12 protein-coding genes, 2 tRNA genes and 1 pseudogene are annotated in these 13,125 nt (G+C 50.4%); 8 read left to right on the top strand and 7 right to left on the bottom strand.

Annotated features, from left to right (window positions below):
* Entirely contained in the window at positions 1–1,410 is a 1,410-nt protein-coding gene (locus EGT74_RS18315) for an efflux transporter outer membrane subunit (RefSeq protein WP_123848015.1), read from the top strand.
* A gap of 329 nt (positions 1,411–1,739) precedes the next feature.
* A tRNA-Ser gene (locus EGT74_RS18310) sits at positions 1,740–1,824 on the top strand.
* A gap of 597 nt (positions 1,825–2,421) precedes the next feature.
* Here the strand turns inward: EGT74_RS18310 and EGT74_RS18305 are convergent.
* Entirely contained in the window at positions 2,422–3,102 is a 681-nt protein-coding gene (locus EGT74_RS18305) for an aspartate/glutamate racemase family protein (RefSeq protein ID WP_123848014.1), read from the bottom strand.
* 154 nt (positions 3,103–3,256) lie between these two features.
* Between EGT74_RS18305 and EGT74_RS18300 the strand changes: the two genes are divergently transcribed.
* Positions 3,257–3,769, top strand: coding sequence for a GNAT family N-acetyltransferase (locus EGT74_RS18300; protein ID WP_123848013.1), 513 nt, complete (start codon positions 3,257–3,259; stop codon positions 3,767–3,769).
* A gap of 183 nt (positions 3,770–3,952) precedes the next feature.
* Positions 3,953–4,037: transfer RNA gene (locus tag EGT74_RS18295), tRNA-Ser, on the top strand.
* Between the two features lie 403 nt (positions 4,038–4,440).
* Here EGT74_RS18295 and EGT74_RS18290 read toward each other — a convergent pair.
* The 3 genes from EGT74_RS18290 to EGT74_RS18280 are packed head-to-tail and all read right to left on the bottom strand — an operon-like array spanning position 4,441 to position 7,424.
* Positions 4,441–5,670 carry a hypothetical protein gene (locus EGT74_RS18290; protein WP_220392901.1) on the bottom strand — a complete coding sequence of 410 codons (1,230 nt, stop codon included), beginning with the start codon at positions 5,668–5,670 and terminating at the stop codon, positions 4,441–4,443.
* A 55-nt stretch (positions 5,671–5,725) separates the two neighbouring features.
* Positions 5,726–6,679 carry a hypothetical protein gene (locus EGT74_RS18285; protein WP_123848011.1) on the bottom strand — a complete coding sequence of 318 codons (954 nt, stop codon included), beginning with the start codon at positions 6,677–6,679 and terminating at the stop codon, positions 5,726–5,728.
* A gap of 10 nt (positions 6,680–6,689) precedes the next feature.
* On the bottom strand, positions 6,690–7,424 hold the full coding sequence (locus tag EGT74_RS18280; RefSeq protein WP_123848010.1) for a hypothetical protein: 735 nt from the start codon (positions 7,422–7,424) through the stop codon (positions 6,690–6,692).
* Between the two features lie 201 nt (positions 7,425–7,625).
* On the opposite strand from EGT74_RS18280, the gene EGT74_RS18275 reads away from it, so the two are divergent.
* The 3 genes from EGT74_RS18275 (at position 7,626) to EGT74_RS18265 (ending at position 9,031) form a co-directional block, all read left to right on the top strand.
* Positions 7,626–8,039 carry a hypothetical protein gene (locus EGT74_RS18275; protein ID WP_123848009.1) on the top strand — a complete coding sequence of 138 codons (414 nt, stop codon included), beginning with the start codon at positions 7,626–7,628 and terminating at the stop codon, positions 8,037–8,039.
* A gap of 73 nt (positions 8,040–8,112) precedes the next feature.
* Positions 8,113–8,643: a hypothetical protein gene (locus tag EGT74_RS18270; protein ID WP_123848008.1), complete on the top strand. Its 531-nt coding sequence runs from the start codon at positions 8,113–8,115 to the stop codon at positions 8,641–8,643.
* A gap of 106 nt (positions 8,644–8,749) precedes the next feature.
* Positions 8,750–9,031 carry a hypothetical protein gene (locus EGT74_RS18265; protein WP_123848007.1) on the top strand — a complete coding sequence of 94 codons (282 nt, stop codon included), beginning with the start codon at positions 8,750–8,752 and terminating at the stop codon, positions 9,029–9,031.
* A gap of 43 nt (positions 9,032–9,074) precedes the next feature.
* On the opposite strand, the pseudogene EGT74_RS18260 reads toward EGT74_RS18265, so the two are convergent.
* The 3 genes and pseudogenes from EGT74_RS18260 to EGT74_RS18250 form a co-directional block, all read right to left on the bottom strand.
* Positions 9,075–9,632, bottom strand: a pseudogene (locus EGT74_RS18260) (IS256 family transposase); the annotation flags it as partial.
* A 106-nt stretch (positions 9,633–9,738) separates the two neighbouring features.
* Positions 9,739–11,328, bottom strand: a complete 1,590-nt coding sequence (locus EGT74_RS18255; RefSeq protein ID WP_123848005.1) for a M60 family metallopeptidase — start codon at positions 11,326–11,328, stop codon at positions 9,739–9,741.
* Positions 11,329–11,571: 243 nt separating this feature from the next.
* Entirely contained in the window at positions 11,572–11,943 is a 372-nt protein-coding gene (locus tag EGT74_RS18250) for a winged helix-turn-helix transcriptional regulator (protein ID WP_123848004.1), read from the bottom strand.
* 107 nt (positions 11,944–12,050) lie between these two features.
* Here EGT74_RS18250 and EGT74_RS18245 point away from each other — a divergent pair, with 107 nt between their 5' ends.
* Positions 12,051–13,058 carry an MBL fold metallo-hydrolase gene (locus EGT74_RS18245; protein WP_123848003.1) on the top strand — a complete coding sequence of 336 codons (1,008 nt, stop codon included), beginning with the start codon at positions 12,051–12,053 and terminating at the stop codon, positions 13,056–13,058.
* Positions 13,059–13,125 lie beyond the last annotated feature (67 nt).

Below are 13,125 nucleotides of genomic sequence, written 5' to 3'. Positions count from 1 at the left end.
ATGATGCAATATTCAAAATATCTAATAGCTATACTCACGGCAGCTTCGTTTGCCGCCTGTAAGGTCGGAAAAGACTACAGGCGGCCCGAAGTGGCCGTACCGGCCCAGTTTGGCAGGACCGCCGCATCTGACAGTACGGTGTCCAAAGCCTCCTGGCGGCAGTTTTTCCCGGATCCCGCGCTGCAGCAGCTGATCGGTGACGCACTGGTGAACAACTTCGACCTGCAGGTGGCGCTCAAGCGCATCGAATCGGCCTCGGCCTACGTAAAACAGGCCAAAGCCGCCATGCTGCCGTCTGTAACGGCTAACGCCACCGCCAATACGACCATTCCTTCCAAAAACAGCCTGAACGGCCTGAGCCTGGAAAACTTCCTCAAAACGAACCATATCGAGGATTATAACCTGGGCGTAGGCATCAGCTGGGAAATAGACATATGGGGCAAAATCCGCCGCCAGAAGGAAGCCGCGCTGGCCACCTACCTCCAGTCGTTCGAAGCCGCCAAAGCCATCCAGACCGGCCTGGTGGCCAATGTGGCCAACAGCTACTTCAACCTGCTGATGCTCGACGAACAGCTTCGCATTGCCCGCAGCAACGCCACCCTGAGCGATACCATCGTACAGATGATCCGCATGCAGAAAACCGCCGGTGACGTAACGGAACTGGCTGTGCAGCAGGCCATCATACAGCAGCAGGCCGCGGAACTGCTGATCCCGCAGCTGGAACAGGCGGCCGCCATCCAGGAAAACGCCATCCGCATCCTGATGGGGCAGATGCCCGGCCCCGTGGCGCGCAACACCACGCTCGACCGCTTTAAGGTATGGGACGATCTTTCCACCGGCGTACCGGCTGCTGTGATCAGCAACCGCCCCGACGTGAAAGCTTCCGAACTGGGCCTGAAAGCCGCCAACGCCAACGTAGGCGTAGCGCAGGGCGCGATGTACCCGGCGCTGAGCCTCACCGCCAACGGCGGCCTCAACGCCTACGAGATCGGCAAATGGTTTTCCATTCCCAACTCGCTGTTCGGCACCGTGGCGGGCAATATCGCCCAGCCCATTTTCCAGCAGCGCCGCCTGAAAACGCAGCTGGAAGTGGCGAAAGTGGAACGCGACCAGGCAGTTATCCTCTTCCGCCAGTCGGTGACCAACGCCGTGCGCGAAGTGTCTGACGCCCTGGTGCAGCTCGACAAACTGCAGGAACAGCAAACCATTGCCACCTCCCGCCTCGAAACCACCCAAAAGGCCGTTTTCAATGCCCGCCTGCTTTTCCGCAGCGGCCTGGCGAACTACCTGGAAGTGATCTCGGCGCAGACCAGCAGCCTGCAGGCGGAACTGGCACAGGCGGACATCCGCCGCCAGCGCCTCTCTGCCATGGTGGAACTTTACCGTTCCCTGGGCGGCGGTTATCAGTAAAAACGAGCGGGGAGGAGGGGAACCCTTCGAACCGCTTCCATTCATACACAAACAACGAAGAATGGCGGATGCAGACAGGTGATAGTTGTATATCCGGATCAACAGACTGGTTATAGAAGAATGCAAGCCACAACTGTCATCTGTCAACGTTACACCGCTCTTCATGAACATCAGGTTGTACCGGTAAACTTAGCCTTGAGGGCGGTTTACCGGTTTTTTTATAAAAAATATTCAGCTGTAACCGCCTGCCATGGCGGTTTTTTGGTTTTTTTAAGCGGGAAGGGCTAAAATTTTTTTTTAAAATCCGTTCAGATTTATACTTTTGCGCCGGAGGAATGGCAGAGCGGTCGATTGCGGCAGTCTTGAAAACTGTTGACTGTAACAGGTCCGGGGGTTCGAATCCCTCTTCCTCCGCTCCTTAATTGATGTCTCGCAGATTGCGGGACATTGGTGTTTTTGGGGGTCGGCAGTCTTTGTAATGATGATTTTGACGGTAACAGGTCGGGGAGGTTGAATCCCTCTTCCTCCGCTCCTTAATTGATGTCTCGCAGGTTGCGGGACATTGGTGTTTTTAGTGGGTGACAGTCTTTGCAACGATGATTTTGACTGTAACAGGTCCGGGGGTTCGAATCCCTCTTCCTCCGCTCCTTAATTGATGTCTCGCAGATTGCGGGACATTGGTGTTTTTTGGGGGTGACAGTCTTTGCAACGATGATTTTGACTGTAACAGGTCCGGGGGTTCGAATCCCTCTTCCTCCGCTCCTTAATTGATGTCTCGCAGGTTGCGGGACATTGGTGTTTTAGTGGGTGACAGTCTTTGCAACGATGATTTTGACTGTAACAGGTCCGGGGTTCGAATCCCTCTTCCTCCGCTCCTTAATTGATGTCTCGCAGGTTGCGGGACATTGGTGTTTTTTGGGGTCGGCAGTCTTTGCAATGATGATTTTGACGGTAACAGGTCGGGGAGGTTGAATCCCTCTTCCTTTGCTCCTAATTAAATGTCTCGCAGGTTTACGAAACGATATAATCCACAATGGCCCGTGAATGTATTTTAGCCGTGTCAAAAACCGGTATCGTAAAATCGTCCTGGCTTATCAGTAGAGGGATTTCCGTACAGCCTAAAATGATACATTCCGCACCACGGTCGACCAGGTCTTTCACAATTGAAATGTAGTTCACCTTGGTTTCGGGGTTGATCAATCCAACCCCCAGTTCCTCTTTTACCGTGTACTGGATATAATCTCTTGTTTCCTGCTTTTCGGGGGTCAACACCTCAAGCCCGTACGCTTCAAGCTTGTCTTTATAAAAATCCATTTCCATCGTGAACCTGGTTCCCAGCAGGCCTGCTTTTTTATAGCCCTCTTTGTTGATGGCTTTGGCAGTTTCTGCAACAATGTGGATAATCGGCAGCTGGATCGCCTCCTGAAGTTGATCTGCGAAAAGGTGCGCGGTATTGGCGCATAGCACAATGCCGTCCACTCCGCTTCTTTTCAGGCTTTCACAGGCATTCAATAGTAGCCCGAAGGAATTCTCCCAACCTACAGCCTGCACATCCCCGAAATTCAAAGAGTATATGATACATTCGGCTGCATTCAATCCGCCTAATTTTTCATGTACGCCCTCATTGATAAACCTGTAGTAATCCAGTGTCGATACCCAGCTTATTCCGCCTACCAATCCGATTTTTTTCATAAAAATGCTTTTACTTATTACTGAAGGTTATTTGTGCGATGCGTCAAATTTAGATAAAATACGGCATCGTATCGCTTGATAATGCGATGGTCAATGAAGCTCCGGCTCCGTTTTATCTCTATATTTGTTGAGGTAACCAGAAACATCAAAAGCAGTGATCATAGCAAACAGCAGCAGCAACGATATCGAAGAAATTTTCAGATTATACCGTTTAGCTACCGATTTTCAGCGGACAAAAAACATTGTTCTCTGGCCGGAATTTGAAAGAAGCCTTATCGAAACCGAAATCGCGGAAAACAGGCAGTGGAAGATCGTATTAGACAATGAAATCGCCTGCATTTGGGTAACCGCTTTCAGCGATCCGCAGATCTGGGGAAAAAGAAATGCTGACCCGGCCGTATATATTCACCGTATCGCCACCAACCCGGCATTCAGAGGCAGGAACCTGGTGGCCGTCATTGTAGACTGGGCGAAAAAACATGCCCGGGAAAACCATAAGCAATTCATTAGAATGGACACGGTGGGAGAGAACACGGCATTGATCAATTATTATAAAAAATGCGGGTTTGATTTTCTGGGATTGGTAAAACTTGGCGATACAGACAGTCTTCCCGGTCACTATCACGATGCCGAAGTCAGTTTGTTTGAGATTAATTGTGCGGTGTGAATTGGTCGGCCGCGATCATTTTTTCTTTGCTCAGGTAGATAGGCGTTTCCCTAAACCTCCTTCCGACACGACGTCATAAAAAAGTTTTGGCAGAACCGGCCAGGGAAGCGACGGTTGGCCCTGTTAAAACCCTGCCGCTCAAAATAATTTTTTAAAATCCGTTCAGATTTATACTTTTGCGCCGGAGGAATGGCAGAGCGGTCGATTGCGGCAGTCTTGAAAACTGTTGACTGTAACAGGTCCGGGGGTTCGAATCCCTCTTCCTCCGCTCCTAATTAAATGTCTCGCAGGTTGCGGGACATTGGTGTTTTTGGGGTGCGGGCAGTCTTTGCAACGATGATTTTGACTGTAACAGTTCCGGGGTTCGAATCCCTCTTCCTCCGCTCCTAATTAAATGTCTCGCAGGTTGCGGGACATTGGTGTTTTTGGAGTGCGGGCAGTCTTTGCAACGATGATTTTGACTGTAACAGGTCCGGGGGTTCGAATCCCTCTTCCTCCGCTCCTTAATTGATGTCTCGCAGATTGCGGGACATTGGTGTTTTTGGGGGTGACAGTCTTTGCAACGATGATTTTGACTGAGCAGGTCCGGGGGGTCGAATCCCTCTTCCTCCGCTCCTCAATTGATGTCTCGCAGGTTGCGGGACATTGGTGTTTTATAAAGAGTTCAGACATTAATTCCCATAGAAGTACTCGTACACCTCCGTTATTTTATCATTCCCATTATAGTTGTACGCAGTTTTTATACAACCATCGGGGCTCATAAACGAAATGCTCCTTGACGACACCCTGCCATCGTTTTTCGAAACCATCAACAGCCTGTCCTTTCCCTGCTGCCGTATGTTCTCGGTCAGCAATGCTCCATCCGGCGCGCCGTATATTCGCATGACAGCATAAAATTCTTCCTGCCCGTTGTATTCATACCTGATTCGCTGTGTTGCACCGGTTTCTTCAATCACCCTCCCGAGGGTATCATATTTAAATGAGGATGCGCCCACGAGGTCGCCGCTGCCGTTGAAAGTTTCCTTCCTGACGCACTGAAACCGGTCGTTCAGCTGAAAGACATTGGAGATCATCATATTTTTTGCATCCACCGAAACGATAGAGAACCTGTCTTTTCCGTATTTAAACACGGTGGCTGATCGCAGGCCATTGTTGTCGGTTTTGACGATGCTGTCGATCAGGTGGTAGCTGTTCCGGTAATAGATATCCTCCGAAAACAGCGCGTCGTTCATGAACATGGTATATCGCTGCAGCTGGCCGTTTTCGTCATATACGGTTTCGGTGCGAACCGGCGATTTTTTTGTTCGGGCGCTGTCTTCATAGAACCGGACAGTTACTTTGCCGGTGAGGCAGCGCGAGTTACCGGGATTTTTGGGGTAGAAGGAAGTGTTGGAATGTGCTGCCAACTGGGCCGCATAGCGCTGGTCTACCTTGAATTTCTTTTCCAGCGTCGCTATTGCCGCCTTTTGACGGGTTGCTATTTCCGCTTTCCGCATCCGGGAATAATATACTTTGTCGTTGAAGGGGACGCCAAAATAGGATTCATATGTTTTGATATAGTTGTCCGGGTTTGTTACGACAACAGGTTTGTCGATGCCATTCGATAATATCATGCCCTGCCTGGATTTCGTGCCGTTGTTGTGGAAATAAAAGTAACCGTAGTTCTCAAATTCAAGCACCTCGTTCTGATCGGTCTTCAGCACCAGTACTTCTTCTGCGTCTTTAAACGCTTCCGCAAACCGTTTGTAAGCAGACAGATGATTGTCCAGTTTGTCAGAGCTGCCAAAGTTGAAAAACACGAGGGTCACCAATTCCTTGTTCCGGACGGCATGCGGTTCGGTGGCCGGTTGCGGGTTGTCGGAGACGATCAGTTTCGGGGAGCAGGCCGTCAGTAACGCCATGCAGGAAATAATATAGAAAACGGTTCTCATGGTATAAGCAGGACGATGATGAATCTTATTCTTCCCCGCCGCATTTGGCGGTAAAAAGGCTTTTCTCCTGTATTTTGAAAGGTGTTGCGACGATGCCTGCGGGCGCTATCTTTTCGTATTTAAATAGGATCCCGATGGAATGGTAGGCGTTATTCTTTTTTTCAGGATGTATTTCTTCGTCTTTTTCATAGTTATGTTTGGATACATACGCATTCTTGGCCTTATTGAAAGTGTAGTTTTGCTGGAAGCTGACAGCTGTGGTATCAAAAGACCGGTACGACGGGTTGCAAAAAAACACATTCTCTTCATTTCTGTTTTTCCTGCCGAGTTCCCTGAGCTCCATCACTTCCTGTTTCAGCTTTTCATCCTGCTCCGCTTTTTCAAGGGAGACGTAGGCGCCGTCTGAGAAGGGATTTTCAGTGCCCCCGCCAATATCGAAAATCATTTCCTTGGTCGACTTTTCCGGATCGCGATAAACAGCGATGAAATCGTTGTGTTTGCGGGGTTGAAATGTATAGGTTTTCCTCTGCCCGGGCTCATCCGTTCGTAGGGAATCAGCAAAGGAAAATGCGGTCGCGCCCGGGAATTGATGGACATAGCTGTCGTCAAAACAATTGGGGTCAAGGTTGAAGACGCGCTGCATGGTATCGCTGCCGGCTTTTCCTATGAAGGTTTGATTTTTTTCGAAGCCGTAGAACTTGATGCGGTAGCCTTCCCGGATGTTGGGGTTGTATCTGCCATACAGCTCAAAGGGGTGTTCCGGGTTTTTCGGGATAAGCTTGACCCGGTTGCCCTCGACGGTCCAACGCCCATGAATGAACGTGGCGTACGCAATGATGTAGAAATGATGGTCTCTGTCCACAAGAAGTATGGACGGGCCGGGTGACCTGTAATAACCTGTGATGGCCTCCTGGTCTTGGGCGTACCCGGACAGGGAGCATAAGCATAACGTCAGCAGCCGGAGCAATCTTTTATTCATGGAACGAAGTTTATTCGGAGATTTCCTGCAGGCATTTCTCATAATCGAAGTTTTCAAAATTGGTGGGGGATCGCAGTGTGAAGGGCTGTTTGGTGGTTTCCGACGGCATGTCTTCCTCCATGGTATTGACCACTGTTCGCTCCACAATGCCTTCGGCGCCGTTTCCGGCGAGATAGGTGAACCCGGAATGGGAGCCCGCGCCCATGAAATATCCCGTCAGTTCGTGCAGGGCCAGCCGGTTGTTTTTCCAGCGATAATCAAAATAGATATGCCCGTTGGGCCCAACGGCATAGAGGTCGAACGTCACTTTTCCGGAGTCGATTTTCACCGCTTCCGTATCGAAGAGTTGATAACCATCGGAATTGAATTCGGCGGGCATCACGGTCTTACTTTTGGAATACAGGCGGTATCCCGTTTTCCCGCCCAGCAATATGATGGTTAGCCGCGGGAGATATTGGCTCTCCTCGCTGACTTCCTGTAGCACCAGTACTTTGTCCGGCAGGCTGTCTTCATTGAGTAAACCGTCACTTTCGTATTGCAGGGTGTAGTTGCCGTCCGCCAGAAAACGCGTCAGGTTAAAATCGTCCGGACCGGCCTGGACGGATTGTGCCGGGGCTGTAGGAACGGGATCGGAGGGTGCAGCCTTTTCGTCTTTTGATGTGCCTGGGGTTTGATGCCCGCCGCACGCTCCCAGGAAGAACAGGGAACATACAGGCAGCCAGTACAGGAGCTTTTTATGGAACATTTTTCTTTTTATGGTATTCGGCAGTTTGCCGCAAAACTCGTGAAAAAAAGCAATACGGGGTTAAAACGATATAGATTCGCCGGTTACCGCCTGATATTCGCGGGAAAGGGGTTTGAATCCGGATGAGGCGTGCGCCGGCGCTTTTGAGTTTTTTAAATAGCATCCGGGGCGATTCCATTAACTTGGAACCAAAATCAGTTCATGTCGTACGACTATTTCATGCAGGCACATGTTCACGGAGAAGCCCAGGAAATCCCGACGGAGAAATTCCTCCGCATCTTTGAAAAATACATCTCGCAAAAAGACGATAGTTACATCGATCTGTATTTTGATGAACTGAATAGTTGCACCGTTTATATGGATACCGGTGAGCCCACGAACTCAGGTATTACCATTAACAGGCCGTGTGCGGATGAACGCTTGATCCGTTGCCTGTATGCCGTGATGCAGTTGGGGAATTTTGTGTTTTATGAGCCTGACGGAAAACATATGATCGCCCTGAGCATCGAAACGGAGCAACATCTGCCCGAAGATATGGTCGAAACTTTGGGGAAGCCTTTGGTGGCTGAAGGGTGGGAGGCATTCCTGGAGGCATATACGAATAACCGGGAGTGAAACCGCAAGTGCGCCCGGTCCCATTTCTGATAAACTCCTTGGTGGATGCAGTATATAACCAAATAGATTTTGTATGAAGTTTGTTTTTTTAATCTTAGTATTAAGTTGGGTTGGTATAATAATTTCTTGTGGGACCAGGAATCATGCTTTAAATAAAGAGCAGGATAGTGCGAATGTAAAGAGTGTCATTAAAGTTCTTCCAACGGATAGTTTAAAAGGAAGGAGTGTGAGAAAAGTTGAAATGAAACCCAACTCGATCATAAACGTGAAATCCATAAGTTGGGTTTTGAATGAGGCCATGCCGGATGACAGTATGGTTAATGAGTGTAAGAGATGGAGCTTGTCGGCCGGTTCTATTGAGACCATCTTTAAAAATGGCGAACCGATTAATATGCACGATTTTTCTTACCTATATTATGTACTACCGTGCGAAGTAAGGGGGGCTGTAGAGATTGATAGTGCGCTTTATAGCTACACTGTTAATGCAGGGTCTTATTTTACAATTTCAAATGAAGATACAACATATTTTTATGGATGCAACTCTCCTGTTTGCAAAAAGTTCTTTCTTATGGAAGGTGGAGATCCTAGAAGAGATATTGAATAACCCAGTATAATAACCCAACTTTGGAATTCCTAGGGAATTTCCCCAAGTTAGTAATGTCAATACCTTGTTAAAGAAAGGTATTATTGTCCCAGTTCAATAAATTTTTATGAAGGTGTTAGAATTAGATCAGAGATTGCGGGATTTAAAGATTAGTTCTCGAAGCTATTCTTTGAATGGCGACTTAAAGCCTGATGCAATTATCCTTTTTCATAATTATGCGAAGTGGGAGGTTTTTTATTTGGATGAGCGTGGTGGACGAAATGATGAGAGGGTGTTCGTAACGGAAGAAGAGGCTTGTTTGTATGTATATGGGCTCTTTGTTAAAGGAAAAGATATTGCAGAGAAATTTGGAATGAATGTGCAGATTAAAAAGAAGAGCGACATTTAATGATATAAGCAATCGGTAGTATTACATAAAGTGTGTCAGTTTGTTAGAGATTGAGTTTGAGCCTGTCCCCAAAGATAATAGATAGTTGAGCAAGCGTCTGATTCCAGTTGTGAACCGGTTTGTTCCACTTAGCGCAGATATTTTCCTGAACGAGGAATAAAAGTTTCATTAGGGCGTCTTCGGATTGGAAGGCGCCTTTTGATTTTGTTACGGCCCGGAGCTGTCGGTGGAACCCCTCGATGATATTGGTGGTGTACATAATCCTGCGAACATCCTTGTTGTATTGGAAGTAGCTGCTTAAACGCGGCCAGTTCTTTCTCCAGGATTCTATGACTTTGGGGTAGCGTTGCCCCCAGTTGACTTCAAGCTGGCCAAGATTACGCTCCGCCTGATCAACCGTCGCAGCCCGGTAAACACCTTGCAAATCCTTCATAAAGGGCTTGACGTCCTTGTAAGACAAGTACTTTTGACTGTTACGGATTTGGTGAACAATACAAAGTTGTACTTCGGTTTGAGGGAAGATACTTTCTATTGCATCTGCAAAGCCCTGAAGATTGTCAATACAAGCGATAAAAATATCCTCCAGCCCCCGGTTTTGTAATAGTCTCAAGCAATCGATTCGATCCGTGCTTACAAACATATACAAAATACAACAAAAGGGCCGCGCATCGCGCAGCCCTTTTCATATAAAGTACTTCATCCGTTCCTCAATCCTCCAACCCGCTGATATCCACTTTCGGCTTCGGCAGCTTCATTGCCGCAATCTCCGCTTTACAGGCATCCACCATGGCCTGCGTCATATCATAGCTGTACTTGCCGTAATCATCGTATTTGAACGCCCCCACATAGAAGAACCCATACTTGTCGAAAAACTCGCTGAGGTCCGTTTTACTCACCTGGCAGGCGGTTTTGACGAAGTTCAGCTGGTGTACGGCGGGGTTGCTGCCCCTGGCTCCCCAGCCTTCGGCGCGCTGTTTTTGCCCGGCGGGCCGGGTGGCTTCGCCCTGGCGGCGGAAGGCCTCAAACAGGTCGGGGTAGAAGTCGGGGTTGCCGCCCTCGCCCGCGAAATACAGTTGCAGCTGCCAGAACGGGATGAGGCGGTTGAACACGTCTTTGTCCTGCAGGTAGCAGATCTTCCTGTTGATGATGCTGTCGCGCGACTTCTGGTAGTTCTTTTGCTCTGAAATCCGGCTTTTGTTGCCGAAGGAGGTGGTGACATACAGCGAGAAAATGTTGTTGCTCACTTCACCGAGGCCGCCCCAGTTGAAGAAGGGCCGCACCTGGTGCACGTGGCCTACTTCATGACTGAAGCCCCAGCATGGATCGCCTTTGATCACGCGGTTCGGGTCTACTACCAGCGGCATGGCATTGCCCGGCTGGGTGCCCATGTAGGCCACGCCGTCGCCGTCCCGGAACATGTAGTAGTTATAGTTCACGCGCGCCAGGATGTGGTTTTTCGGCACCTTGTTGTATTTGATCAGGCCGAGGATGCGGTGCTGGCGGTACACCAGCGAATCGTAGTTGCTGATGAGCTCCACGCCTCTGCCGTAGGCATGTTTTTTACAGTCGGCCGCCGGGTACACGATCTGGATATGGGCGCCTTTGGCGTCGATGATGGGGTACACCGCGTTATCGATGAGTTTGTTCCAGTCTTCGTTGTTGTGTTTGCTGATGTCGAAATAGCCGTTCACCGCTGCGTTGACGAAATGCACCCTGACGGGTTTTTCATTGTCCGGAGTGTCGGAATAATAATCGACATAGGCCAGCCCGTCGAAGCCTTTCACGTCAATGATGTTCACGCCGTTCTGCAGTGTGAATTTTTGTTTCACGATGCCCCAGCCGGCGGGATCCTTCGTGGGCTCGATGCCTTCCGGCGCGCGGCGGTTCCAGTTCGGCACCACCAGACCCACGGATTTCCCTTCGGCGATATTGCTCACCAGCACCACGTGGCGGCCTGCCGGTAAATACACGCCGGTCATATTTTCGTACCGGCTGTACCCGTCGCCGATCATCAGTTCCCGGCCCAGGGTGGTGGGAGTGAGGATGGCGGCATAATCGGCCAGGCGGTACTGCGGGGCATACTGTCCGTTCAGCATGGCCAGTGCGGCCTCGCGCAGCTGCGGGTGCTGCATGGCTTCAATGTCTTTTTTCTTCGTTTTCTTTTTGAGGGCCGTCGCCATCGGGCTGTCGAAAACCGTCAGGTCTTTTTCGATGCCGGCGATCTCGCTGGAAGATTGGGCATGGGCCCAGGTGGTAGCCGCTGTAAATAGCAGCAACAGGAATAATTTTGGTTTCATGTGTGAATGAATTGTCAGGCAGGGTTGGGGATTCCCGTACAACCGCCTTTCATACAAATAAAGAGTGTCGGGGCCAAGATAGGGAAAAAAGTTTCGCCGTACCGGGAAGATGGAGCAACGGCGTTTATGAGGGCTTACCGGTTGGCGGCAGCCGGGTTTATCCATGGACGGGCGCGGTATGTTGCGCTGGAATTTTTCTGTGTAACGGGAGCTTCCAGTTATCCCTGGCCAGGAAACGCTTCGCTACGCACAAGGCTCCCCCTGCTGGAACATCGGTATATTCTCCTTCCGCATCCTTTGCTCACCCCACATCCGCAGGTGATTGATGAACGGCACCAGCTCGGCGCCCACGTCCGTGAGGGAGTATTCCACCCGGGGCGGCACCTCATGATATACCTCCCGGTGGATCAGGTGGTCTTCCTCCAATTCCCGCAGCGTTTGCGACAGCATTTTAGGGGTGATGTCGGTAATATGGCGACGCAGCTCACCGTACCGCAAAACGCGGTTCAGGTGGAGGTACCACAGGATCCTGCCTTTGTATTTGCCGCCGATCCGCCGGAACGCAAAATCCACCGAGCACATGGGCGACTGTTTTTCAACATTTTTTTCTTTCATCACACTTGATTGTCAGTATTAGTATCCTTTTGGTGCGTAGCCTACTTTTAAGTGCCTACTTGTTTCAAAGATAGTGTGCCGGTAGATTTGCAGCAAATTATTGCAAGATGGAAAGAAGAGCGCTGATCAAACAGTTGATGTTAACCGGGATGGCGGCTGCCATTCCCTTCAGGAAAGTATGGGCGGACATGATACCCGCGCTGCGGGCATTCAAACGGCCCTTTCATCGCTTCACGGTAGGTGAACTGGAACTGACGGTGATCACGGACGGGTTCATCCGCCTGAGCCCTGTACAGCCGAATTTCCCCAACGGCAGCGAAGCGGCGGAAAAGGCATTGTTGCACGAACATTTCCGCCCCACCAGCGAAATGGATTTAAGCATGAACATCCTGCTCATCAAAAAGGGCAACGAGGTGATATTGATCGATACGGGCACGGGCGGCGCTTTCGGGAAAGACTCCGGCTGGATGCTGCCATCCATGGCGGATGCAGGCTTTACGCCGGAAGGCGTCACCGCGGTGATCATCTCCCATGCCCACCCGGACCATGTGGGCGGACTGGTGACCAAAACGGGCCAGCCGGTGTTCCCCAACGCGAAAGTATATCTCTCCAAACCCGAAAACGCGTTCTGGATGGCCCCGCAGCAGGACTTTTCAAAATCGAAGTTCCAGGACAAACAACTGCTGGCTGTTTTTACCACCGGCACGCAGCAGACCCTCAAAGCGCTCGGCGACCGCGTGCAGCTCTTCGACGATGGCGCGGAACTGTTCGGCTGCATCCGCATGGAAATCGCGCCCGGGCACACACCGGGCCATGCGCTCACGCATATCTATTCAGGGAATGAAAAAATAGTGCACGTGGCCGACCTCGTACATTCAGACGTGCTCTCCATTCCGCACCCGGAATGGGGCTTCAACGGCGATGTGGATATTGCGCAGGCAGCCGCCACCCGCAAAAAACTGCTGGTAAGGTTCGCCAAAGAACAGACGAAGGTATTTGCCTATCACTTCCCCTGGCCCGGCATCGGGTATGTGAAGCCGGAAGGCAGCAAATGGGAATGGGTACCGGAGGCATATGCTGTGCCGGTGGCTGCGGCGCTACCCGGTCGCCGGTAGTGGCACCCTGGTTGCAAGACACGGATTTACAGGAGAAGCCGGGCACCCTTCATCCGGCCCTCAAAAT

Source organism: Chitinophaga lutea, from assembly GCF_003813775.1.
Classification (GTDB): domain Bacteria; phylum Bacteroidota; class Bacteroidia; order Chitinophagales; family Chitinophagaceae; genus Chitinophaga; species Chitinophaga lutea.
The sequence above is the reverse complement of the archived record's forward strand: the minus strand, read 5'-3'. Positions and strand labels throughout refer to the sequence as shown.

Bases quoted from the DNA above. Each gene is read 5' to 3' on its own strand.
- EGT74_RS18315 (WP_123848015.1), top strand. From the start codon at position 1: ATGATGCAATATTCAAAATATCTAATAGCTATACTCACGGCAGCTTCG.
- EGT74_RS18305 (WP_123848014.1), bottom strand. From the start codon at position 3,102: ATGAAAAAAATCGGATTGGTAGGCGGAATAAGCTGGGTATCGACACTG.
- EGT74_RS18290 (WP_220392901.1), bottom strand. From the start codon at position 5,670: ATGGCGTTACTGACGGCCTGCTCCCCGAAACTGATCGTCTCCGACAAC.
- EGT74_RS18285 (WP_123848011.1), bottom strand. From the start codon at position 6,679: ATGAATAAAAGATTGCTCCGGCTGCTGACGTTATGCTTATGCTCCCTG.
- EGT74_RS18280 (WP_123848010.1), bottom strand. From the start codon at position 7,424: ATGTTCCATAAAAAGCTCCTGTACTGGCTGCCTGTATGTTCCCTGTTC.
- EGT74_RS18275 (WP_123848009.1), top strand. From the start codon at position 7,626: ATGTCGTACGACTATTTCATGCAGGCACATGTTCACGGAGAAGCCCAG.
- EGT74_RS18270 (WP_123848008.1), top strand. From the start codon at position 8,113: ATGAAGTTTGTTTTTTTAATCTTAGTATTAAGTTGGGTTGGTATAATA.
- EGT74_RS18265 (WP_123848007.1), top strand. From the start codon at position 8,750: ATGAAGGTGTTAGAATTAGATCAGAGATTGCGGGATTTAAAGATTAGT.
- EGT74_RS18255 (WP_123848005.1), bottom strand. From the start codon at position 11,328: ATGAAACCAAAATTATTCCTGTTGCTGCTATTTACAGCGGCTACCACC.
- EGT74_RS18250 (WP_123848004.1), bottom strand. From the start codon at position 11,943: ATGAAAGAAAAAAATGTTGAAAAACAGTCGCCCATGTGCTCGGTGGAT.
- EGT74_RS18245 (WP_123848003.1), top strand. From the start codon at position 12,051: ATGGAAAGAAGAGCGCTGATCAAACAGTTGATGTTAACCGGGATGGCG.